A 22,301-nucleotide genomic window follows, 5' to 3' on the forward strand; every position below is an offset into this window, starting at 1 on the left:
GCACCGGATTTATGGACTCTCATATGCGCATCTTTCATCGGGGATGGACCCACCTGCTCGTGCTCCTGCTGGCGACCCTGCCGTTCATGGCGGCGGCCGGAGCCAATGATCCCGCGCCTTCGGCCAGAAACCCGGGGGCAACCAAGATGGATCGTCCGAGGATCGCCCTGGTACTGAGCGGCGGCGGGGCCAAGGGGTCGGCCCATATCGGGGTGCTCAAGGTGCTGGAGGCAAAGCACATCCCGGTGGACATCATCGTCGGGACCAGCATGGGCTCCTATGTGGCGGGCATGTATGCCATGGGGCTCAGCGCCGAGGAGGTGGAGCGCACGACGCTGGCCATCGACTGGAACAAGGGCTATCAGGACAAGGTGGGGCGCGACGAGCTCTCCCTACGCAAGAAGCAGCAGACCGAGAAGTACCAGCTGCGCACCGACATCGGGGTCAACGGTGACCAGACCCAGCTACCGGACGGCTTCTTCCAGGGGCAGTCCATGGCCAGCCTGCTGCGCCACGCCACCTCCAACCTGCCGGCGCAAAAGAGCTTCGACAACCTGCCTATCCCCTATCGCGCGGTGGCGACCGACATGGAGACGGTGACCCCCTTCGTGCTGGATCACGGCAGCCTCGCCAAGGCGATGCAGGCCTCCATGTCCATTCCCGGTGCCCTCAAGCCGGTGGAGTGGGACGGCCGCATCCTGGCCGACGGTGGCACGGTCAACAACATGCCGGTGGACGTGGCCAAGGCCATGGGGGCCGACGTGGTGATCGCGGTGGACATCAGCGCCAAGCTGCGTACCCGGGAGTCCCTCAAGTCGGGATTGGCCATGATCGATCAGCTCACCACCTACATGACCCAGGTGGGGACCGAAAAGCAGAAGGCGCTGCTCGGCCCCAGGGACATCCTGCTGACCCCCGAGTTCGGCAACATGGGGATCGCCGACTTCGCCCTGATGCCGGAGGGGATCAAGATCGGGGAGGCGGTCGCCAACAGTGCAGCGGCCCGGCTCGATGCGCTCTCTCTCTCGCCCGCCGCCTACGCCGACTATCGCAACGGCAAGCTGAGCCGGCGCGCCGAGCGCAGTGGCCAGCCCGCCTACTACATCGACAAGGTGGAGATCATCAACAAGTCGCGCCTCTCCGACGACACGGTGCGGGCCATGCTGAACGTGCGTCCGGACAAGGTGCAGACCTACGAGAGCCTGGAGGCGGGGATCCGTCGCCTCTACGCCCTGGAGTCGTTCGATCGCATCACCTACGAGGTGGAGGAGCGGGACGGGGAGAACGTGCTGGTGGTGGACGCCAGCGAGAAGAACTGGGGGCCGGGTTATCTCAACTTCCAGCTCGGTTTCTCCGATGACTTCGAGAGCAGCTCCAACTACAACGTCGGCATGTCCTACACCCTGACCAACGTCAACGACTGGGGCGGCGAGTGGCTGACCGAGGCGTCCCTCGGGACCGCCAAGCACCTCAAGACCGACTTCTACACCCCGCTGGAGCCCTCCCAGACCTACTTCGGCGAGACGAGCCTGGCCTACGACAAGACCCAGCGACGCGTCTTCTTCCCAGAAGAGAGCAGGTCGTCGTCCGGGGTTAGCTATCTGGACTCCGAGTACAGCTTCACCAGCGTGGATCTCGCCGTCGGCTGGAATCGCCAGCCCTGGAGCCGCTTCTCCCTTGGGCTGGAGGGCAAGATCGGCAGCGTGGAGATCCAGAACCTCACCAACGCGGATGCCGATGCCTCCGCCTGGGGACCCTACATCCGCTTCGAGCACGACACCCTCGACAGCCGCTACTTCCCCTATCAGGGGGTCTACTGGGACATCAAGGGTGGCTACTCCTACGTCGATCTCGACCCCGCGGACGCGCCCTCCGAGCAGGCCGAGGGGGTGAATTACCGGCTGGTGATGATCAAGCCCTGGTCCTGGGACAGACACAGCCTCAACCTGATGCTGGAAGGGGGCGGCTCAAGCTCCCAGGAGACGGTACCACTGTTCGTGCAGGATCTGGGCGGGCTGTTCCGCATGTCCGGCTTCCAGCATTACCAGTTGAGCGGTCGCTACAGCCTGTTCGGCGGATTGCGCTACATCTACCGGGTGGCGGACAACGACTTCGGTGCCTTCAAGGCGCCCCTGTTCCTCGGGGGCTCCCTCGAGCAAGGGGGGGTCTGGGACAAGGGAGAGGACATCAGCATCGAATCCTCCTATACCTCGGGTTCCCTCTATATGGGGGTGGAGAGTTTCCTCGGTCCCATCTTCCTCGGCTATGGCGTGGCGGAGGAGGGGCACGACATGTTCTATCTGCAATTGGGCACTACGTTCCAATAAGGGCGAAATGCTGCCTTTTTGTTAACTCACCTTGGGTGGGCGGCTTGTCACTCTAAAAAAACCTAATGGGTTTATATGGTTATGCTGGTTTGATGAATAACTGCACAGGGTTTGGATTTTAATTAGTCGTTAAAACTTATATAGTGGGGGGCACCCTACGGGTGTCCCGCAAGGACGATCGCCGCGAGCTTGGGCGAACCCCAAAAAAAAGACCAAAGAGGAATTAGTCGTGCTTGAAACATACCGTAAACACGTCGCAGAACGTGCCGCCGAAGGCGTGGTTGCCAAACCTCTGGACGCAGAGCAGGTCGCCGCCCTGGTTGAGCTGATCAAGAATCCGCCCGCCGGCGAACAGGACTTTCTGAAAGAACTGTTGTCCTCCCGCATTCCCCCGGGTGTTGATGAAGCGGCCTATGTCAAAGCCGGCTTCCTCACCGCCGTCGCCAAGGGCGAGGCCCATTCCCCCATCCTGACTGCCGCCGAAGCCGTCGAGCTGCTCGGTACCATGCAGGGTGGTTACAACATTCAGCCGCTGATCGACCTGCTGGACGATGCGACCCTGGCTCCTCTTGCCGCCAAGGGCCTCTCCCACACCCTGCTGATGTTCGACTCCTTCCACGACGTGGAAGAGAAGGCCAAGGCGGGCAATGCCCACGCCAAGCAGGTGCTGCAATCCTGGGCCGACGCCGAGTGGTTCCTGAACCGCCCGGCCCTGGCCGAGAAGATCACCGTCACCGTGTTCAAGGTGACCGGCGAAACCAACACCGATGATCTGTCGCCGGCGCCGGACGCCTGGTCCCGCCCGGACATTCCGCTGCACGCCCTGGCGATGCTGAAGAACGCCCGTCCCGGCATCACCCCGGACAAGGATGGCGTCATCGGCCCCATCAAGACCATTGATTCCCTGAAAGAGAAAGGTTTCCCGCTGGCTTACGTGGGTGACGTGGTTGGTACCGGCTCTTCCCGTAAATCCGCCACCAACTCCGTGCTCTGGTTCATGGGCGACGACATTCCGTTCGTGCCGAACAAGCGTGCCGGCGGCGTCTGCCTCGGTGGCAAGATTGCCCCGATCTTCTTCAACACCATGGAAGATGCCGGCGCCCTGCCCATCGAAGTGGACGTCTCCAAGCTGGAAATGGGCGATGTCATCGACATCTTCCCCTATGAGGGCAAGATCACCCGCCACGGCACCGACGAGGTGCTGGCCCGGTTTGAACTGAAGACCGAGGTGCTGATCGACGAAGTGCGCGCCGGTGGCCGCATTCCGCTGATCATCGGCCGCGGCCTGACCGACAAGGCCCGCGAAGCGCTGGGTCTGCCGTTCTCCACCGTGTTCCGTCGTCCGCAGCCTGTCGCCGACACCGGCAAGGGCTTCACCCTGGCCCAGAAGATGGTGGGCAAGGCGTGCGGCGTGAAGGGCATTCGCCCGGGCACCTACTGCGAACCCAAGATGACCACGGTCGGCTCCCAGGACACCACGGGCCCCATGACCCGCGACGAGCTGAAAGACCTGGCCTGCCTCGGTTTCTCTGCCGATCTGACCATGCAGTCCTTCTGCCACACCGCCGCTTATCCCAAGCCCATCGACGTGCAGACCCACCACACCCTGCCGGACTTCATCATGAACCGCGGCGGTGTGAGCTTGCGTCCAGGCGACGGCGTCATCCACTCCTGGCTGAACCGCATGCTGCTGCCGGATACCGTGGGTACCGGTGGTGACTCCCACACCCGTTTCCCCATCGGCATCTCCTTCCCGGCGGGCTCCGGCCTCGTGGCCTTCGCCGCCGCCACCGGCGTGATGCCGCTGGACATGCCGGAATCCGTGCTGGTGCGCTTCAAGGGCGAGCTGCAGCCGGGCATCACCCTGCGTGATCTGGTCCATGCCATCCCCTACGCCGCCATCCAGAAAGGGCTGCTGACCGTCGAGAAAGCGGGCAAGAAGAACATCTTCTCCGGCCGCATCCTCGAGATCGAAGGTCTGCCGACCCTGAAGGTAGAGCAGGCGTTCGAGCTGGCGGACGCCAGCGCCGAGCGTTCCGCTGCCGGTTGCACCATCAAGCTGGATAAAGAGCCGATCATCGAGTATCTGAAGTCCAACATCGTGATGCTGAAGTGGATGCTCTCCGAAGGCTACGGCGACGTGCGCACCATCACCCGCCGCATCAAGGGGATGGAAGAGTGGCTGGCCAACCCGGTGCTGATGGAGGCGGACAAGGACGCCGAGTACGCCGAAATCATCGAGATCGATCTGGCCACCATCAAGGAGCCGATCCTGTGCGCGCCGAACGATCCGGACGATGCCCGTCTGCTGAGCGACGTGGCAGGCGACAAGATCGACGAGGTGTTCATCGGTTCCTGCATGACCAACATCGGCCACTTCCGCGCCGCCGGCAAACTGCTCGAGAAGTATCAGGGCGAGCTGCCGACCCGCATGTGGATCGCCCCGCCCACCAAGATGGACAAGGATCAGCTGACCGAAGAGGGCTACTACGGCATCTTCGGTCGCGTCGGTGCCCGCATCGAGATCCCCGGCTGTTCCCTCTGCATGGGCAACCAGGCGCGGGTAGCGGAAGGGGCCTCCGTGGTCTCCACCTCCACCCGCAACTTCCCGAACCGTCTGGGCAAGGGGGCCAACGTCTATCTGGCCTCTGCGGAGCTGGCCGCGGTTGCCGCCATCATCGGCAAGATCCCGACCGTGGAAGAGTATCTGCAGTATGCCAAGGCGCTGGACGCCACTGCGGCCGACACCTACCGCTACCTGAACTTCAACGAGATCGCCTCCTACACCAAGAAGGCCGATGCGGTGATCCTGCAGCAAGCGGTCTGAGACTCGCCGGTCTGACCACTGAAAATAACAATGCCGCGTCTCGACGCGGCATTTTCCATTTCAGGGGGCTGCGCGATAATGACCCGCCATGCCCAGCAACGGCGTCGTCGATTTGCCTGGTACGCGCGTTGCGCTTTCGTTGTCTGGCCATGATGGCCCCACCGTTTCCTGGTGGGCACTTTTATATCGCGGTACCTGCGAAGCGGGCCCGCGCATTGCGGCGTGGTTGCTATGTTTCTGTTCCGGATTGATCTGGCCCGCATGAAGTGGCGCCTTGGTTGTGCCCTGCTGGTGTTGGCCCTGCCCCTGATGGTGGGAGGGTGGATGGTGCACGACAGCTACGAGCAGGAGCTGAAGAACGATGCCAGTGCGTCAGCCAGCAAGGCCAGAACCTTGCTGGAGCGCATGCTGGATCAGGCCGAGCGGGCCAACCTCGAGGTATTGCCGCTGGCCGGTCGACCTTGCAGCGACAACCTGTTGCTGCTGCGCAAGCGGGTGGCGCTGGAGCCGTTCCTGCGCTCCATCAATCTGGTGCGACAGGGGATCATCAACTGCACCTCGCTGTTCGGGCCTGCCAGGGAAGTGGATGACGGCTCCCGCTACACGGATCGCAAGTTGCTGCTGATGAGCGGCAACCTGGTGCGCAAGAATCACCCCTTGCTGGTGGTGCGTCAGGAGCGGGGGCGTGATGCGGCACTGAGCGCCATTGACAGCAGCCAGCTCAGTTTCATGCTCACCCTGAGCAGCGATCCCAGCGAGCTGTTCTTGCAGGTGGGGTCCGCCTGGCTCGATGAGTCCGGCCACTTCCAAAGCGATCCGCCGAAACTGCACAGCAAGTTTGCCCTGATACTCGCCTCCCAGCGTTACCCCTTCACCATCCACGCCGGTTATGCCATGCCGATCTACTGGCGTGCCCTGTGGGAGGCTCGCCATCTGCAACTGATCTGGCTGGGAGCCAGTTCGCTGGTGCTCTCACTGCTGGTGTGGTGGCTGCTTGGGCGGCCTGGGGCCCTGACGGACGAGCTGAGACGCGGGCTGCGAGCCAGGGAATTTGTCCCCTATCTGCAACCGCTGATCGCCAGCAAGGGCGGCAAGATGGTGGGAGCAGAGGTACTGATGCGCTGGCAACATGCCACCGAGGGGCTGATCCGCCCCGATCTCTTCATCCCCCAGGCGGAAGAGTCTGGCCTGATCGTGCCCATGACGGTCAACCTGATGAAGACGGTGGCCAAGACACTCCACCCGGTACAGGAGCAGCTGCCCGAGGCATTTCACATCAGCTTCAACATCAGTGCCATCCACTGCCGGGACCTCTCCCTGGTGGCGGAGTGCCGCGACTTCCTCGGCCACTTCGTGCCGGGACGGGTGGTGCTGGTGCTGGAGCTCACGGAGCGGGAGCTGCTGGTGACCAGCCCGCAGACCCTCTCCCTGTTTCGCCAGCTCGACGAGATGGGGGTGCAGCTCGCCATCGATGACTTTGGCACCGGCCACTCCAGCCTCATCTATCTGCAGCAATTCCACGTGGACTATCTCAAGATCGACCGCTCCTTCATCGGCCGTATCGGGACGGAGTCCCTCTCCGAGCACATCGTGGACAACGTCATCGACCTTGGGGGACGGCTGGGTTTGTCCCTGGTGGCCGAAGGGGTGGAGACGGAGCAGCAGGCCGCCTATCTGAGAGGCAAGGGGGTCCAGTATCTGCAGGGATACCTGTTTGCCCGCCCCATGCCGATACGCCAGTTCTGCCGGGAGCTGACGGCGGGAGAGATACAGGTCGCCGCCGGGCGCACCGCCCAGGGCTAGGCCGCGCCCACCAGGCTGTGCAGCCAGTTCACCAGGATGTCGTGGGGGCTGCCGGGTTCGGGTGGCGCGGGGGCGAGCAGGTGATAGCCGGTGCCGTCGGGGACGAAGCCGAGCGGTGCCACCAGCAGACCGGCCTCGATATCGTCGCACACCTGCCGGTAAGGGCCGATGGCGACTCCCAGCCCGGCGACTGCCGCCTGCAGGCTGAAATAGAAGTGCTCGAAGGTCTGACCCGGCACCTCCTCGTCGGCGGACATGCCTGCGTGCTGCTGCCACTCCAACCAGGCGCCCGGACGGGTCTTGGTGTGCAGACGGGGGGCCGTTGGCCTGAGGGCCTGCACATCCCCCCTGGATTCAAAAAAGTGCGCCACCTTGCCTGGCGGACAGACAGGGCCGGTCAGCTCCTCGAACAGCAACTGGTTGTAGAGCTCGGCGGGCCAGTGAAAGTCGTTGCGCCGGATGGCGAGATCGATGCCGCTGCCAAAGCTGAGGGCGCCGCCGCCCGCCATCAGGTGTACGTCCAGCTCCGGGTGCAGGGCCTGGAAGGCGGGCCAGCGCGGGATCAGCCAGCGCATCAGGAGGGTGGGCTCGCAGGAGAGCACCAGTGATTGGGGGCGGCTCTGCTGGCGCAGGGCCTGCGCCGTCTGGCGGATGCTGCCCAGCCCCTCTCTGACCGCCTGATAGAACCGTTCACCCGCGTCGGTCAGAAAGACCCGGCGCTGGCGCCGCTCGAACAGCATGACCCCCAGATCCTCCTCGAGCAGTCGTACCGCCCGGCTGATGGCGCCATGGGTGAGGTGCAGTTCGTCGGCGGCGCGGCCGAAATGCTCGGTGCGGGCAGCCACCTCGAAACAGCGCAGGGCGGTGAGGGAGGGAAGCGAGAGGGTTTTTTGTGAGTTTTTTTCACCATTCATGTCAGAAATCATCGTTCGTTATTGGTGTTATTGGCAAATAAAATAGCCGATATCCCCTCTAATCAGGACTATTTTCATGACCGAACTGTTAGCCGTTGTCGCCATTACCCTCTTTGCCGTGATCAGCCCCGGGCCCGACTTTGCCATGGTGTCGCGCAACAGCCTGCTGCTCTCGCGCCGCACCGGCGTGCTGACGGCGATCGGCATCGCGGCCGGGGTCTGCGTGCACGTGGCCTACACCCTGCTGGGGGTGGGCCTGCTGATCCAGCAATCCCTCTGGCTGTTCAACCTCATCAAGCTGGCAGGGGCCGCCTATCTCATCTTCCTCGGCATCAAGATGCTGCGGGCCAAACCGGCTGCCGATGAAGAGAGCATCTGTCAGCCTGCCCTCTCCAGTCTGGGTGCGCTGCGCACCGGATTTCTGACCAATGTGCTCAATCCCAAGACCACCATCTTCATCGTCAGCCTCTTCATGCAGGTGGTGCAGCCGCAGACGCCGCTGGCGGTCCAGATCGGCTATGGCGCCTTCATCGCGCTGGCGCACGCCCTCTGGTTTGGTGCGGTGGCGCTCTTATTCTCCACCCCTGCGGTGCGGGACCGACTGCTGGCGGTACGCCACTGGATCGATCGGGTGTTCGGGGGCCTGCTGGTGGGATTCGGCATGTTGCTGGCATTGACCCAGCAGACGCGCTGAGGCGGGGAGGGGGGCTCCCCCTATCCACCCCCGACTGTAGGGTCTTGTTTTTCATGCCTTGGCAGCCACTTTTCGGTAGAATTGGCGCTCATTTTGAAGTCAGATGAGGCGCGGTATGACGGTCAGGTTCCAGGCATTTCACAGCATCAAGGCGATTGGCAATCGGGAGGTGCTGTTCAACTGGTCCAGAACCAACCCCCTCGGCGCCCTTGATCAGGTGTGGCGCCCGACGACCCGTGACGAGCTGCAGCAACTGCTGCGGGAATACCCCGAGCGCAAGCTGCGGCTCATCGGCTCCGGCCTCTCTTTCGAACCCATCCACAGTGTCTACGCCGAAGGCAGCCAGGCGCTGCTGGTGGACCTGCACCACCTGCGCGGCCAGCTGGACAAGACTGCCGATACGGTGACCTACCTGGCGGGGACGCCGCTTGATACCGTCTATGCCGACCTCATCGCCATGGATCGCATGCTGCCGGCGTCCCCCGGCGTCATCGGTATCCAGACCCTGGGCGGTGCGCTCAGTACCGGCACCCATGGGCAGGGACTGCACCAGTCCGCCCTGTGCGATGCGGTGGCTGCCCTGACCGTGATGCTGGCGAACGGCGACATCATCCGTGTGGATCGCACCGATCCGCGCTTCGGCGCCTTCGTGATGGGCATGGGGATGCTCGGCATCCTGCTGGATGTGACCCTCAACACCGTGCCCAACCGCATCATGCGCTGCACCAAGTTCACCACCGACTACCCCTTCCTGCTGGAACACAACGAGCGCCTCAACCGGGAGCACGCCTTCGTGAAGAGCTGGTGGTTCGCCTGGACCGGCGAGAGCCACATCTGGCTGGTGGATCCCGCCTCCGATGACGAGGTGGCCCGCTACCGGGCCGGGGGCAGCGAGCCGCTGGTGCTGGAGGGAGACATGGACGAGCGCATGAACCTGGCGCTCAATGCCACCATAGACGCGACCCTGCAGAAGATGGCCAGAGACACCAAGGACGAGGCCAGGGCAGGCGAGCACTTCGAGACGGTGCGCCGCTTCAAGGATGCCTCGGATCTGGTGGGCAACGTCTACCAGATCCTCTGCAAGGGGATCCCGGCGCCCCAGATCAACTGCGAGGTGGCCGTGCCCCTCGAACGCATGGGGGAGGCCCTTGCAATCCTGCAGGCATGGCAGGAGGCGAACCCCGGCGTGCTGCACTACCCCTTCATCCTGCGCTGCACCGGTCCCTCCGTGGCCTGGCTCAGTGCCGCCCATGACAAGTCGGTGTGCTGGATAGGTTTTCTGGTCTATCTGGCGGCGGACGGGACCTTCGTCGGGGGCTCCATGGAGCAGATGCGCGAGTTGCAGCAACTGCTGGTGCCGCTCGGCGGCATTCCCCATTTCGGCAAGCACCTGGCGATGGACCTCTACGACTTCCCTGCCTTGTTGCCGCGCTGGCACGACTTCCTGGCCCTGAAGCGGGAGCTTGACCCCCATGGCCGTTTCGAAAACCGCTGGCTCGGCGACCTGTTCGCCAACCGGTAAGGATCTGACATGACCGATATGCAAGACACTCGCTTACTCATCCTCCTGCCGATCAGAGGGGGGGCAACCCGATGACAGACATGCAAGACACCCGCATCCCCGTGACCCTGCTGACCGGTTTTCTCGGCAGCGGCAAGACCACCTTGCTCAACCACTGGGTCAAGCAGCCCGAGCTCGGGGAGTGCGCCGTGCTCATCAATGAGTTCGGCTCCGTGGGGCTGGATCACCATCTGGTACAGCAGGTGGACGAGCAGGTGGTGCTGCTCGATTCCGGCTGCATCTGCTGCTCGGTGCAGGGCTCCCTGGTGGAGGCGCTGCAGGGGCTTTTCATGAAGGCCATCCAACGGAAAATCAAGCCCTTCAAACGGCTGATCATCGAGACCACGGGTCTGGCCGATCCGGCCCCCGTGCTGTTCACGTTGAGGGAAGAGGGCTTTATCGCCCAGCGCTACCGCTTCGATGGCACCGTCACCGTAGTGGATGCCGGCCATATCGAGCAGCAGCTTGCGGCTCAATATGAGGCGGTCAAACAGGTGGCGCTGGCGGATCTGCTGGTGGTGAGCAAGGGGGACCTGGTGGATGAAGAGACCCTTGCTCGGGTGGAAGCCCAACTGGCGGCCCTCAATCCGGCAGCCCCCATCCAGCGGGTCAGCAATGGGGTGCTCTCACCTGCGGTGCTGGAGAAGCTCGGCGCCTACAACGAGGCGGCGGGGCGCGACGTGCGCCAGTTGCTGGCCTGGCTGCGTACCGAATCCCCGAAACAGGGGCTGGCTTCGCCCATGCAGCCGAAGATGACGCCGTTTGCCGCCAAGGTGGGGACGGCCGCGCCCACCCGCTTCGAGCACGGCAATATCGAAAGTTTCTCCCTGCGCATCGGCGAGCCGCTCAAGCCTTCCCGCCTGCTGGCCGCCATCGACGCGGTGCAGGCGCAATACGGCGATGCCCTGCTGCGTCTCAAGGGGATATTGCAACTGGAAGGGGAGAGCCAGCCCGTGGTGATCCACGGCGTGCACGGCCAGCTCTATCCGTTGCAGGCGCTGGGGGAGTGGCCCGAAGGCAAGGCCCAGTCCCGGCTGGTGTTCATCGTGAAGAGCCAGGACAGGGCAGGCATAGAGCAGTTGTTCCTCTCGACCCTCAAGGCCCCCGAACCCAGCCTGGAAGAGCACCTCAAGGCCATGCTCGGCCAGCCGGATGCCTGATATGCTGATATGACCCGCGCTCGTGCGGGTCTTTTCTTATGTGATGAGGAGAGACAGAACCATGCCTGACAGCTCCCCGATGGTGACGCCCGCCCAGCGCAAATGGCTGCCCTGGCTGACAGCGGTCGGTTTTTTCATGCAGACCCTGGATGGCACCATCCTCAACACCGCCCTGCCCAGCATGGCCGAGGCCCTGGGCGAGAGTCCGCTGCAGATGCAGTCCGTCATCATCGCCTACATGCTGACGGTGGCCCTGCTCATTCCCGCCTCCGGCTGGCTGGCGGACAGATTCGGCACCCGCCGGGTCTATCTGGTCGCCATCCTGCTGTTTACCCTGGGTTCCCTGGCCTGTGCCATCGCCAACACCCTGCCCATGCTGGTGATCGCCCGGGTGTTGCAAGGGGTCGGGGGGGCCTTGCTGATGCCCATCGGGCGTCTGGCGGTGCTGCGGGTCTACAGCAAGCATGAGCTGCTGAGGGTGATGTCGTTCGTCACCATCCCCGGTCTGCTCGGCCCCCTCATCGGCCCGGCCCTGGGGGGGCTGGCTGGTGGAGGTGGCGAGCTGGCACTGGGTCTTCCTCATCAACCTGCCGGTGGGCCTGCTCGGCTTCGTGGCGAGCTGGCACTTCATGCCCGACCTTCGCCAGCACACCGCCAGGTTTGACTGGCAGGGGTTTGTGCTGTTCAGTGTCGGCATGGTGCTGGTATCCGTCGGTCTGCAAGGCCTGGGGGAGCACAGCATCTCAACCGGCTGGGCCCTGTTTGCGGTATTGTTCGGTCTGGCCGCCATGGCGAGCTACTGGCTCTATGCCGCCACGGCGGAGCAGCCCCTGTTCAGTCTGGCGCTGTTCAAGACGTCCACCTTCGCCATCGGTATCTGGGGCAATCTGTTTGCCCGCCTCGGCAGCGGCGCCATGCCGTTTCTCACCCCGCTCTTCCTGCAACTGGGGCTCGGCTTCTCCCCGAGCAAGGCGGGGATGACCATGATCCCCACGGTGATCGGCGCCATGCTGACCAAGACGCTGGTGAACAAGCTCATTCCGCGCATCGGTTATCGCCGCATCCTCATCGGCAACACCCTGGCGCTCGGGGCCATGATCGCGAGCTTCTATTTCATCGACAACCAGGTGCCCCACGGCGTACTGCTGGTGTGGCTGGCGGTCTTTGGCGCCATCAACTCCCTGCAATTTTCCGCCATGAACACCCTGACCCTGCAGGATCTCAGCAGCGAGCACGCCAGCAGCGGCAACGGTCTGCTGTCGGTGGTGATGCAGCTCTCCATGAGCCTGGGGGTGGCCATCGCCGCCAGCCTGCTGGGGCTCTTCTCCATCGGCCAGCCCGAGGAGAGTGGCCGCTGGCTGGAGGGGTTCCACCTCACCTATCTGTGCATCGGCCTGATGTCCATGCTGGCGGCGCTGATCTTCGCCCAGCTGGCGCGGGAAAAGCGCTGAGTCCCAGGCTCAGGGGGCGGGCAGGTAGCTCACGTCGCAGGGCAATCGGGCCAGCAGTCCGGCCAGGTGGGTGGTCTCCAGTAGGAAAGTCTGCTCGGGGTGGCCCGGCGTCCAGGTAAAGGCGTGGTGATTCATGAGCACGGGATCCACCAGCAGGGGGATGTCGGCGCGGGGCAGGAAGGGGCAGACGGCTCCCGGCAGGCAGCCAATCTCGGTCTGCATCTCGTCGGCGGTGCAGATGGAGGGTTTGGCACCGAGCGCCGCCTTGACCGCCTTGCTGTCGAGCCGGCCGTCCCTGTGGGTCAGCAGCAGGGCGAAGCGACCATCCTTGAATTTGAGGAAAAGGGTCTTGCTGAACTCGGCCTGCCAGCCGAGGCGAGCCTTGACCCGCTCGTCGGTGGCGTAATCGAGGATGGGTTCGTGCTCGAAGCGCTGGTGGGGCAGGTCGGTGAGCAACTGACGGTTGAAGTCATGAATGGCATCGAGTGGCATGGGGTTCTCCTGTGATGGCGGTCATCCTGCCACTTGCACCGGCGCAGGCCCAATCATCGTTTCTTATCCATCATCAGCGGAGTCATCAACAAGGGCACCCGAGGGTGCCCTTGTTGTTCAGTGATGCTGCAATTCGCCCGCTTTCCAGTGGAAGGGAATGGGGTCAAGGCGCTGGGAGGCTTTGTCGTAACCTGCCCACAGCTCACCGATGGTGCGACCATCGATGGGGTGGCGGAATGTGGGAGCCAGCTCCGCCAGCGGCCAGAGCACGAAGGCGTTGGTGAGGATCTCGCCGCGCGGCAGCACCAGCGGTGTCTCGCAGACCAGCTCGCCGTAGAGCAGCAGATCGAGATCCAGGGTGCGCGGGGCGAACTTCTTGGCATCCGGCTCGCGGCCGTGAGCGAACTCCATGGCGCGCAGCCGCTGGCACAGGGTCGCCAGGGGCAGCTCGGTATCGGCACCCACCACCAGGTTGTAGAAGGGGCGGCCGTTGAAGCCCACTGCCTCGCTCTCGAATACCCGGGAGACCTGCAACTCGCCGAATTCGGCGTGCAGGGCATCGAGGCCGGCGCGGATATGGCGTTCCCGAGCGATGTTGGATCCCAGACTTATATAGATGCGGGTCATCAGTTGGCGCTCGCAGCCGGCGTGCGATGGCGCAGGATCTCGACCCCGACGCCTGCCGCATTGGGCACGGCACCCGGTTTGGTCAGGGTCACCTTGACCCACTGTACCCGCTCGTCTTCCAGCACCAGGGCGGCGACCTGCTCGGCCATGGTCTCGACCAGCTCCACTATCTTGCCCTGGGCGTGATCACAGATCTTGCGAGAGAGGGTGGCGTAATCCAGCGCCAGATTGATATCGTCGGTTGCGGCGGCTGGGCGATTGTCAAACCCCATCTCGAGGTCGAAACAGAGCTTCTGGCGAATGCCCTTCTCCCACTCATATACACCTATGGTGGTCAAAACCTCGAGTCCGCGAATAAACACCTTGTCCATGACAGTACTTCTTCTTTACTCTTGATGGGCTGTGAAAACAGCGCAGGGATGCAGGCCCGGCAAGCAGATTGCCGCTGGCGGCCGGTTTGGGCGACACGCTTTCGGGCAAGCCCGGGCCTGGGAATGTGGCCCGCATCATACCCCATTCATATCGTGGTAAAAACGACCAAGATGACGGCCCTGACGATTTTGATGATTATTCTGGCCTATCTGGGCGGCTCGCTGTCCAGTGCCGTGCTGGTTTCCCGCATCACGGGTCTGCCGGATCCCCGTGACCATGGTTCCCACAACCCGGGGGCGACCAATGTGTTGCGCCTCGGCGGCCGGATGGCGGCGCTGATCGTACTGCTTCTCGACGTGCTCAAGGGGATGGCCCCCGTCTACCTCGCCTGGTATCTGCAGATCAAGCCCGTCTACCTCGGCTTTATCGGGGTGGCCGCCTGTCTGGGCCACATGTACCCCCTCTTCTTCCACTTCCGTGGCGGCAAGGGCGTCGCCACCGCCCTCGGTACCATGCTGCCCATCGGCTTTGCCATGGGGGGCGCCGTCATCACCACCTGGCTGCTGGTGCTGCTGGTGAGCGGCTATTCGTCACTGGCATCCATCGTGACCGTGTTGCTGACTCCGCTCTTTACCTATCTGCTCAAACCGGAATACACGTTGCCGGTCTCCCTGCTCTCCTGTCTCATCCTGATCCGTCATCACGAGAATATTACCCGCCTGCTCAAGGGGGAGGAGTCCCGCCTCTGGGGGCGCCGGGGAGCGGTCCCGCCAGCAGAAGTGATGAAAATGGATGATGCTGCGCAAAAAAGAGACGAACGAGACGAAAAGTGAAATTTCCCGTTGACCACCTGCCCTAAAATCCGTTTAATAGCGCCCACGCCCAGATAGCTCAGTCGGTAGAGCAGGGGATTGAAAATCCCCGTGTCGGCGGTTCGATTCCGTCTCTGGGCACCATATTTTGGTGCCATGAAATAAAAACGTGTTCATGCACAATGGTTTGAAGTGTGCCGGCTTAGCTCAGTAGGTAGAGCAACTGACTTGTAATCAGTAGGTCACCAGTTCGATTCCGGTAGCCGGCACCATTTGCCCAGATAGCTCAGTCGGTAGAGCAGGGGATTGAAAATCCCCGTGTCGGCGGTTCGATTCCGTCTCTGGGCACCACGAATAATTCCTCCTTAGCTCAGTCGGTAGAGCGACGGACTGTTAATCCGCAGGTCGCTGGTTCGAGCCCAGCAGGAGGAGCCAAATAAAAAGCCCAGCAGCAATGCTGGGCTTTTTCTTTTCCCACTGTCCCCGTCCTGAATATGGCTTATACCTTGTGAAACGCACACAGCGCGATTACTCACTGAGGTTTAAATTGTCCCTGGTCGAGCAGATTGAAAAAGGTGAACTCACCTACCAGTAGACACAATTCCAATATGGCATTCAGGGCAATTCGACCATTCTGGTATGGTTGCATAAGCATGGTCTGCAGGGTTGGAGCCAGGGAGCATCGATTAGAGCTGGCAGGATCACGTCATGCCTGATCCCGACAACCAAATGTCTGAACAGCGTATCAAGAAGCTCGAGTAGCTGGCGCTGATGAGCCAGGAGGCTCAGTTCTTTGAAGGCGCCTCAATCGTAAAAAACGACCTGGTAAGCTCTCTCGCAGCGGTATGTCGAAAAGCTGACCATCTTCAGTGCTTGCTGGTTCCTCGGAATAAACCGTTAGGCTGACTACAATCGCAATCGGGTCGCCGACCTGCGTCATGCACAAGGGCAGCAGGTAGTGAGCTTTGTGCGCAAAGTTCACTACGGGTGGGCATCCACAAGTAGCATTATCTGCTGCAGGGCCAAGACGATGCTGGGCTGACGGTCTGGTGGGACAGACTGTTTCGGATATTGGCCGAGCACCGTCTGTTGGTGCAGCCCAAACGGGCCTATCACAAGACGCTCCACAGTTTTCAGCGTTTCTATCGCCATCCCAATTTGCTCAAACCCGGCCCGGTGAAAATCACTGCGGTGGCGCCAGGGCAGGTCTCGGTTGCCGACATCACTTACCTGCCAGCAAAGAGCGGGCCACTCTACCTGAGCCTGGTGACGGATGCCTGCTCGCGTAAGATAGCGGGGCATCACACGCACGAAGGGATGCATGCTGAGTTGGTGGTGATGGCGCTCAAGAGAGCACTGAAGCAACGGTGTGGCAGCGGGGAGTTTATCCATCACTCGGACGGCAGGGTGCAGTATTGCTCAGGCTTGAATCAGACGCTGTATGAACGGTACGGAGTACAGTACTCGATGACTGATGGGTATAACTGTTATCAGAATGCGCTGGCAGAGCGGGTGAACGGGATACTGAAAGGAGAGTTGCTGTAGCAAAGCCCGTAGGGCCTAGTGTAGATGAGGAAGATGGTGCATAAGGTGGTGGGTAGTTATAACCTAGAATGATCGCATTAGGCCTCGCAATGCAGAATCCCCGATGCGGTACATCGGGTTCTGAGTGCCAGAAGTTAACTGAAAACATGTAAACGGACTTCAGGATTAGGCACTGCAGTTCAGGCCCGCTCTTCGGTCAGGGGGCTGACACTCAGCACGGGGGCAGCATCGATACCGTCGGCATTCATCATGGCGGAGATGCGTTGCAGGGAAGAGAGCAACAACCCCTGCTCCCAGTTCTCCAGCGCCTGAAAGCGTTGAATGAAACTCTCCTGCAAGGGGGTCGGAGCCTGGGCAAGCAGGGCGCGTCCCGCGTCAGTGAGCGTCGCATGCACCTTGCGTTTGTCGGTTTCGCTGCGAATGCGCTGCACCAGCTGGCGGCTCTCCAGCCGGTCCATGATGGTGGTGGCGGTGGCCTGGCTCATGTTGGTGTGATCCGCCAACTGGCGCATGGAGATCTGGCCAAGCTCGTCGATACCCTTGAGCAGCAGGAGCTGGGGCGAGGTCAGGCCGGCTTCCTTGATCAAGCGCTTGGAGTGCATGTCGATGGCACGGATGATCTGGCGCAGGGCGATCAGCACTTCATCATGTTTTTCCATGGGGTCTGGGTCATCGCAGGGCTGTGGAGAGGCGCGAAATTCTCCGCCTAATCCATAACAAGGTCAATATGGTTTTTGATGTAATGATTTCAGCTCTAATGAATATTGTGTTAGGTTATCGGACAATTGCCCCATTCCAATCCGATATTTGAGGAGTGAAATCATGCATGACGACCTGGATATCAAGTCCCTGGTTGCCGATCTGCGCGTGGTCAGAGTTCGCTATGAACTGCCGGATACCGCGGCATTTGTGCGTTATCAACCTGCTTATGACGAGGACCCCAACAACCTCAAGGTACACCACTACGATGGCGAGCTGCCGCTCTCTTGCAGCAACACAGGTTCTTTCAGTCTAAAGGAGTTGGTCAATGAGCTGCGCTATGCCTATGTGCTGGTTCACCTCTTCCCCGACGAGAGTGCCATGAACTTTTATCTGGCGGGCCTGGACAATGGGCTGGCACAGCTGGAGTTCATCGGTGGCTCCTATGACTTCAACCGCCTCTGGATCACCAGCGGTGTCTCCAATCTGGGGGTGCCCATGGCTATCTTCCTCGGCAAACGCCACGCAGTGAACGGCCAGCCGTCGGTGACCCTGGTGGATCACCGTGAGCAGGTGGCTGGTCGTCTGGCCTATCGCGCCATCGGCGGTGCCGGCGATCACGTGGGTGAAGACTTTTTCAACAACGACTAAGGAGGCCCGATGCGAGCAACCAAAGGGCTTTTGAAAGGCCTCAATCCCACCATGGCCATGACGGCCCTCACCGTCGTGACCCTCTTCCTGCTGTTCGGCGTCTTTGATCCGGATACCGCAGGCACCTGGTTTACCGGGGCCAAGGACACCATCATTGCTGGCTTCAAGTGGTATTACATCCTGGTGGTCGCCCTGTTCCTGTTCTTCGCCGTCTACCTGATGTTCAGCCGCTTTGGCAGCATCCGGCTGGGCGACGACGACCAGGTACCGGAGTTTGGCTACTTTGCCTGGTTCTCCATGCTGTTCAGCGCAGGCATGGGCATAGGCCTGGTGTTCTGGAGTATCGCCGAGCCCATGTATCACCTGCAGGGCAACCCCTTCATCACCGAAGGTATGACGCCGGAAGCGGCCCAGATCGCCATGCGCCTCACCTTCTTCCACTGGGGTCTGCACCCCTGGGCCATCTATGTGATCGTCGGCCTGTCGCTGGCCTTCTTCAGCTACCGGCGCAAGTTGCCGCTGGCCATCCGCTCCGTGCTCTACCCCATTCTTGGCGATCGCATCTACGGCTTCTGGGGCCATGCCGCCGACGTGCTGGCGGTGTTCGGTACCGTGTTCGGGGTGGCGACCTCCCTTGGGCTGGGAGTTTCCCAGATGAACACCGGCCTCAATCAGATGTTCGGCATGGGCGTGTCACAAGCGAACCAGCTCTGGCTCATCGGTGGCATCAGCCTGATTGCCACCCTGTCGGCCATCTCCGGCGTCGGGCGCGGGGTGAAGATCCTCTCCGAACTCAATATCTGGTTGAGCGTGTTCGTGCTGGGCCTCTTCCTGGTGCTGGGGCCGACCACCTACATACTCAACGCCTATGTGCAGAACATCGGTGATTACCTGCAGAACATCGTCAAGCTGAGCTTCTGGACCAATACCGAAGCCAACGGTACCTCGGCCTGGCAGTCTAGCTGGACCGCATTTTACTGGGGCTGGTGGATCGCGTGGGCACCCTTTGTCGGCATGTTCATCGCCCGCATCTCCAAGGGCCGCACGATTCGTGAATTCGTGCTCGGTGTTCTGCTGGTGCCCTCCCTGCTCGGCATGTTCTGGCTCACCGTGTTCGGCGGGACTGCCATGAACCTGGAGCTGTTCGGTGGCGGCGGCGTGGTGGAAGCGGTCAATCAGGATGTCACCATGGCGCTCTACAAGACGGTGGAACTGCTGCACTGGGAGACCTTCGGCTGGATTGCCAAGGGGGTGCTGACCCTGCTTATCTGCACCTACTTCATCACCTCCAGCGACTCGGGCACGCTCGTGATTACGACGCTGCTCTCCATCGGCGACCAGGATCCCCCCGTGCTGCACCGTGCCATCTGGGGACTGGGGCAGGGGCTGGTCGCGGCCATTCTGCTGGTCTCCGGCGGGCTTGCCGCCCTGCAGGCCGCCAGCATCATCGCCGCGCTGCCCTTCTCGGTCATCATGCTGGCCATGTGCTACTCCCTGATGCAGGGGCTCAAACAGGAGAGCCAGCACCAGTTCGAATACAGGCAGAAGCTCAAGCGCCATCCGGGGTCGGTCAATCTGAGCCTGATGGATCGCATCGGTCCGGGCTGATGACAGGTTCGGTCAAACGAAAGGGGAACCTCGCGGTTCCCCTTTTTCATGCCTGTTCGGCGGTCGGTAGCTACAGCATCTGCTTGAGTCGATAGAGAAGGTTAAGGGCCTGGCGCGGGGTCAGCTCGTCCGGGCGAACTGCTGCCAGCTCCTCCACTACAGGATGGGGTTGCGGGGCGAGAGTGACCGGAGCCGGACGGCTTTCGCCGGCGGCCACCGGAGTGGCACTCTCCAGCTCGTGCAGTTTGTGGCGGGCCTGGTGGATCACCGATTTCGGCACCCCGGCCAGCGCCGCTACCTGCAGGCCGTAGGATCGGCTGGCCGCACCTTCCTGCACCGCGTGCATGAAGGCGATGGTGTCGCCGTGCTCCACCGCATCCAGGTGGACGTTGGCCAGCCCGCTCATCAGCTCGGGCAGGCGGGTCAGCTCGAAGTAGTGAGTGGCGAACAGGGTGTAGGCGCCAATCTTGCTTGCCAGCTGCTCGGCGCAGGCCCAGGCCAGGGAGAGGCCGTCGTAGGTGCTGGTGCCGCGGCCAATCTCGTCCATCAGCACCAGACTGCGGGCGGTGGCGTTGTTGAGGATATTGGCAGTCTCGGTCATCTCCACCATAAAGGTGGAGCGGCCGGAGGCGAGATCATCCGACGCTCCGATGCGGGTGAAGATGCGGTCGATGGGGCCGATGCGGGCGCTGTCGGCGGGCACGAATGCGCCGATATGGGCCAGCAGCACGATGAGCGCGGTCTGGCGCATGTAAGTGGATTTACCGCCCATGTTGGGGCCGGTGATGATCAACATCCGCCGCTCCCGCTCCAGCTGTATCGGGTTGGCGATAAAGGGGTCGGTCATCACCTGCTCCACCACGGGATGGCGGCCCGCCTCGATGATGATCTGATCCTCGTCGATGAGTGTGGGGCAGCGATAGTCGAGGGTCTCTGCCCGCTCGGCCAGGTTGGCCAGCACGTCCAGCTCCGCCAGTGCGGCAGCAGACTCCTGCAGATCGCCAAGGTGCGGCAGCAGGGCGTCGAGCAGCTCTTCGTAGAGACGTTTTTCCAGCGCCAGCGCCTGGGCCTGGGCGGTAAGCACCTTGTCCTCGTACTTCTTCAGCTCATCGATGATGTAGCGCTCGTTGTTTTTCAGCGTCTGGCGGCGGATGTAGTGGGCCGGCACCAGGTGGCTGTTAGCGCGGCTCACCTCGATGTAGAAGCCGTGCACCTTGTTGTAGCCCACCTTGAGGGTGTTGATGCCGGTGAGCGCCTTCTCCCGCTCCTCGATGCGGGCCAGGCTGGCGGTGGCGCCATTGGCCAGATCCCGCAGCTCGTCCAGCTCCTGATTGAACCCTTCACGGATGACGCCGCCATCGCGGATGAGCACCGGTGGCACCTCCATCACGGCACGCTCCAGCAGGTCGAACAGTTCGGGGAAGGTGCTCGCCCGCTCGCGCAGCTGCTGCACCGCCTCGTGCTCGCTCTCCGCCAGCAGACGCTGCAACTGGGGCAGCTGAGCAAAAGCCTGCCGCAGCCGGGTCAGATCGCGCGGGCGGGCCGAGCGCAGGGCGAGGCGCGCCAGCACCCGCTCCACATCGCCGACCTGGCGCAGCAAACCGCCCAGCTCGTCATAGAGGTTCTGCTCGATGAGCTCCTTGATGGTGCTCTGGCGACCTTTGAGGATCACCCGATCGCGGATCGGCTGGTGGATCCAGCGCTTGAGCAGGCGGCTGCCCATCGGCGTGGCGGTGCAATCGAGCACGGCGGAGAGGGTGTTGTCGTGACCGCCGGCCAGATTCTGGGTCAGCTCCAGATTGCGGCGGGTGGCGGCATCCATGATGACCGCATGATCGGGCTGCTCCAGGCGCACGCTGCGAATGTGGGGCAGGGCGGTGCGCTGGGTGTCTTTCACGTACTGCATCAGGCAGCCGGCGGCGCACAGGGCGGTCTCGCTCTGCTCGACCCCAAAGCCCACCAGATCCTGGGTGCCGAACTGCTGGCACAAGAGCTTGCGGGCGGTGCCGAGCTCGAACTCCCACTCCGGGCGGCGGCGCAGACCGCGACGACCCTCGATATGGTGCAGGAAGGCGAACGATTCGGGGTAGAGGAGCTCTGCCGGATTGGTGCGTTGCAGCTCCGCCAGCAGGGTCTCTTCTTTCTCGAACTGGTTGATGAAGAAGCGGCCGGAGCCGATGTCCATGGTGCCGTAACCGAAGCGGCGGCCATCGTGGTAGACGGCGGCGATCAGGTTGTCCTGCCGCTCGCTGAGCAGCGCCTCGTCGGAGACGGTGCCCGGGGTGATGATGCGAATGACCTTGCGCTCCACCGGCCCCTTGCTGGTGGCGGGGTCCCCCACCTGCTCGCAGATGGCGGCCGATTCGCCGAGCTGTACCAGCTTGGCGAGATACCCCTCGATGGCGTGATAGGGCACCCCGGCCATCGGGATGGGGCTGCCGGCCGACTGGCCGCGCTTGGTCAGGGAGATGTCGAGCAGCTGGGAGGCCTTGCGGGCGTCGTCGTAGAAGAGCTCGTAGAAGTCGCCCATGCGATAGAACAGCAGGATCTCCGGGTTCTCGGCCTTGAGGGTCAGATACTGCTGCATCATTGGTGTGTGATTGTGGAGATTCTCTATTGCTGACATGTAGTTATCTCTCTTTACATGCTTATATTACAATGGCTTATGGTGTTTTCGTGGTCTCTTGTTTGCTCTGAGAGTCTCACTCGATCTCACCCAATCGCAGGCGAAAATGTAGGTTGAAGTGTAGGTTTTGAT

15 protein-coding genes, 4 tRNA genes and 2 pseudogenes are annotated in these 22,301 nt (G+C 62.2%); 15 read left to right on the forward strand and 6 right to left on the reverse strand.

Features of this window, described 5'->3' with window-relative positions; translation table 11 throughout:
- The first annotated feature begins 23 nt into the window (after positions 1-23).
- From PG883_RS02590 to PG883_RS02600, 3 genes are all read left to right on the forward strand, one after another.
- Positions 24-2,327, forward strand: a complete 2,304-nt coding sequence (locus PG883_RS02590; RefSeq protein WP_270806928.1) for a patatin-like phospholipase family protein — start codon at positions 24-26, stop codon at positions 2,325-2,327.
- A 229-nt stretch (positions 2,328-2,556) separates the two neighbouring features.
- A complete protein-coding gene (acnB, locus tag PG883_RS02595) occupies positions 2,557-5,154 on the forward strand; it encodes a bifunctional aconitate hydratase 2/2-methylisocitrate dehydratase (protein ID WP_270681940.1) in 2,598 nt (865 codons plus the stop codon).
- A 231-nt stretch (positions 5,155-5,385) separates the two neighbouring features.
- Positions 5,386-6,957: an EAL domain-containing protein gene (locus PG883_RS02600; protein WP_200164274.1), complete on the forward strand. Its 1,572-nt coding sequence runs from the start codon at positions 5,386-5,388 to the stop codon at positions 6,955-6,957.
- On the opposite strand, the gene PG883_RS02605 is transcribed toward PG883_RS02600, so the two are convergent.
- Positions 6,954-7,871: a LysR family transcriptional regulator gene (locus tag PG883_RS02605; protein WP_161470802.1), complete on the reverse strand. Its 918-nt coding sequence runs from the start codon at positions 7,869-7,871 to the stop codon at positions 6,954-6,956. The two genes, PG883_RS02600 and PG883_RS02605, sit on opposite strands and share 4 nt — an antisense overlap.
- 76 nt (positions 7,872-7,947) lie before the next feature.
- Between PG883_RS02605 and PG883_RS02610 the strand changes: the two genes are divergently transcribed.
- The 4 genes and pseudogenes from PG883_RS02610 (at position 7,948) to mdtD (ending at position 12,737) form a co-directional block, all read left to right on the forward strand.
- The gene (locus PG883_RS02610; protein ID WP_270806929.1) at positions 7,948-8,565 is read left to right on the forward strand and encodes a LysE family transporter; all 618 of its coding nucleotides are present in this window, start codon (positions 7,948-7,950) and stop codon (positions 8,563-8,565) included.
- 115 nt (positions 8,566-8,680) lie between these two features.
- Positions 8,681-10,087, forward strand: coding sequence for a D-arabinono-1,4-lactone oxidase (locus PG883_RS02615; protein ID WP_270806930.1), 1,407 nt, complete (start codon positions 8,681-8,683; stop codon positions 10,085-10,087).
- 71 nt (positions 10,088-10,158) lie between these two features.
- A complete protein-coding gene (locus PG883_RS02620) occupies positions 10,159-11,286 on the forward strand; it encodes a CobW family GTP-binding protein (RefSeq protein ID WP_181023067.1) in 1,128 nt (375 codons plus the stop codon).
- A 61-nt stretch (positions 11,287-11,347) separates the two neighbouring features.
- Positions 11,348-12,737, forward strand: a pseudogene (gene mdtD / locus PG883_RS02625) (multidrug transporter subunit MdtD).
- Positions 12,738-12,746: 9 nt separating this feature from the next.
- On the opposite strand, the gene PG883_RS02630 reads toward mdtD, so the two are convergent.
- The 3 genes from PG883_RS02630 to folB all read right to left on the reverse strand — a co-directional run bounded on the left by PG883_RS02630 (position 12,747) and on the right by folB (position 14,227).
- Positions 12,747-13,229 carry a YbaK/EbsC family protein gene (locus PG883_RS02630; protein WP_042864868.1) on the reverse strand — a complete coding sequence of 161 codons (483 nt, stop codon included), beginning with the start codon at positions 13,227-13,229 and terminating at the stop codon, positions 12,747-12,749.
- Positions 13,230-13,346: 117 nt separating this feature from the next.
- A complete protein-coding gene (folK, locus tag PG883_RS02635) occupies positions 13,347-13,856 on the reverse strand; it encodes a 2-amino-4-hydroxy-6-hydroxymethyldihydropteridine diphosphokinase (protein WP_103858835.1) in 510 nt (169 codons plus the stop codon).
- Positions 13,856-14,227, reverse strand: a complete 372-nt coding sequence (gene folB / locus PG883_RS02640; protein WP_010675798.1) for a dihydroneopterin aldolase — start codon at positions 14,225-14,227, stop codon at positions 13,856-13,858. The genes folK and folB overlap by 1 nt, the downstream gene beginning before the upstream one ends.
- A 171-nt stretch (positions 14,228-14,398) precedes the next feature.
- Between folB and plsY the strand changes: the two genes are divergently transcribed.
- The 6 genes and pseudogenes from plsY to PG883_RS02670 form a co-directional block, all read left to right on the forward strand.
- A complete protein-coding gene (gene plsY, locus PG883_RS02645; RefSeq protein WP_029314836.1) occupies positions 14,399-15,061 on the forward strand; it encodes a glycerol-3-phosphate 1-O-acyltransferase PlsY in 663 nt (220 codons plus the stop codon).
- Positions 15,062-15,108: 47 nt separating this feature from the next.
- A tRNA-Phe gene (locus PG883_RS02650) sits at positions 15,109-15,184 on the forward strand.
- Between the two features lie 52 nt (positions 15,185-15,236).
- Positions 15,237-15,312, forward strand: a tRNA-Thr gene (locus PG883_RS02655).
- 3 nt (positions 15,313-15,315) lie between these two features.
- Positions 15,316-15,391, forward strand: a tRNA-Phe gene (locus PG883_RS02660).
- Positions 15,392-15,399: 8 nt separating this feature from the next.
- Positions 15,400-15,475 (forward strand) — tRNA-Asn (locus tag PG883_RS02665).
- Between the two features lie 19 nt (positions 15,476-15,494).
- Positions 15,495-16,582: pseudogene (locus PG883_RS02670) on the forward strand (IS3 family transposase); the annotation flags it as partial.
- 182 nt (positions 16,583-16,764) lie between these two features.
- On the opposite strand, the gene PG883_RS02675 reads toward PG883_RS02670, so the two are convergent.
- The gene (locus tag PG883_RS02675; protein ID WP_010672813.1) at positions 16,765-17,244 is read right to left on the reverse strand and encodes a MarR family winged helix-turn-helix transcriptional regulator; all 480 of its coding nucleotides are present in this window, start codon (positions 17,242-17,244) and stop codon (positions 16,765-16,767) included.
- 163 nt (positions 17,245-17,407) lie between these two features.
- Here PG883_RS02675 and PG883_RS02680 point away from each other — a divergent pair, with 163 nt between their 5' ends.
- Complete coding sequence (locus PG883_RS02680; RefSeq protein ID WP_010672814.1) at positions 17,408-17,935, forward strand: hypothetical protein; 528 nt, start codon at positions 17,408-17,410, stop codon at positions 17,933-17,935.
- Positions 17,936-17,944: 9 nt separating this feature from the next.
- On the forward strand, positions 17,945-19,543 hold the full coding sequence (locus PG883_RS02685; protein ID WP_049636524.1) for a BCCT family transporter: 1,599 nt from the start codon (positions 17,945-17,947) through the stop codon (positions 19,541-19,543).
- 70 nt (positions 19,544-19,613) lie between these two features.
- Here PG883_RS02685 and mutS read toward each other — a convergent pair whose 3' ends face one another.
- Positions 19,614-22,169 carry a DNA mismatch repair protein MutS gene (mutS, locus tag PG883_RS02690; RefSeq protein ID WP_270806931.1) on the reverse strand — a complete coding sequence of 852 codons (2,556 nt, stop codon included), beginning with the start codon at positions 22,167-22,169 and terminating at the stop codon, positions 19,614-19,616.
- Positions 22,170-22,301: the final 132 nt, after the last annotated feature.

The organism is Aeromonas sp. QDB25 (assembly GCF_027707725.1).
GTDB classification, from domain to species: domain Bacteria; phylum Pseudomonadota; class Gammaproteobacteria; order Enterobacterales; family Aeromonadaceae; genus Aeromonas; species Aeromonas caviae.

Excerpts from the sequence above, each read along its gene's own strand:
- plsY (WP_029314836.1), top strand. The coding sequence starts at position 14,399 with ATGACGGCCCTGACGATTTTGATGATTATTCTGGCCTATCTGGGCGGC.
- PG883_RS02685 (WP_049636524.1), top strand. The coding sequence starts at position 17,945 with ATGCGAGCAACCAAAGGGCTTTTGAAAGGCCTCAATCCCACCATGGCC.
- folB (WP_010675798.1), bottom strand. The coding sequence starts at position 14,227 with ATGGACAAGGTGTTTATTCGCGGACTCGAGGTTTTGACCACCATAGGT.
- PG883_RS02610 (WP_270806929.1), top strand. The coding sequence starts at position 7,948 with ATGACCGAACTGTTAGCCGTTGTCGCCATTACCCTCTTTGCCGTGATC.
- folK (WP_103858835.1), bottom strand. The coding sequence starts at position 13,856 with ATGACCCGCATCTATATAAGTCTGGGATCCAACATCGCTCGGGAACGC.
- PG883_RS02615 (WP_270806930.1), top strand. The coding sequence starts at position 8,681 with ATGACGGTCAGGTTCCAGGCATTTCACAGCATCAAGGCGATTGGCAAT.
- PG883_RS02620 (WP_181023067.1), top strand. The coding sequence starts at position 10,159 with ATGACAGACATGCAAGACACCCGCATCCCCGTGACCCTGCTGACCGGT.
- PG883_RS02605 (WP_161470802.1), bottom strand. The coding sequence starts at position 7,871 with ATGAATGGTGAAAAAAACTCACAAAAAACCCTCTCGCTTCCCTCCCTC.
- PG883_RS02680 (WP_010672814.1), top strand. The coding sequence starts at position 17,408 with ATGCATGACGACCTGGATATCAAGTCCCTGGTTGCCGATCTGCGCGTG.
- PG883_RS02630 (WP_042864868.1), bottom strand. The coding sequence starts at position 13,229 with ATGCCACTCGATGCCATTCATGACTTCAACCGTCAGTTGCTCACCGAC.
- PG883_RS02600 (WP_200164274.1), top strand. The coding sequence starts at position 5,386 with ATGTTTCTGTTCCGGATTGATCTGGCCCGCATGAAGTGGCGCCTTGGT.
- PG883_RS02590 (WP_270806928.1), top strand. The coding sequence starts at position 24 with ATGCGCATCTTTCATCGGGGATGGACCCACCTGCTCGTGCTCCTGCTG.
- PG883_RS02675 (WP_010672813.1), bottom strand. The coding sequence starts at position 17,244 with ATGGAAAAACATGATGAAGTGCTGATCGCCCTGCGCCAGATCATCCGT.
- mutS (WP_270806931.1), bottom strand. The coding sequence starts at position 22,169 with ATGTCAGCAATAGAGAATCTCCACAATCACACACCAATGATGCAGCAG.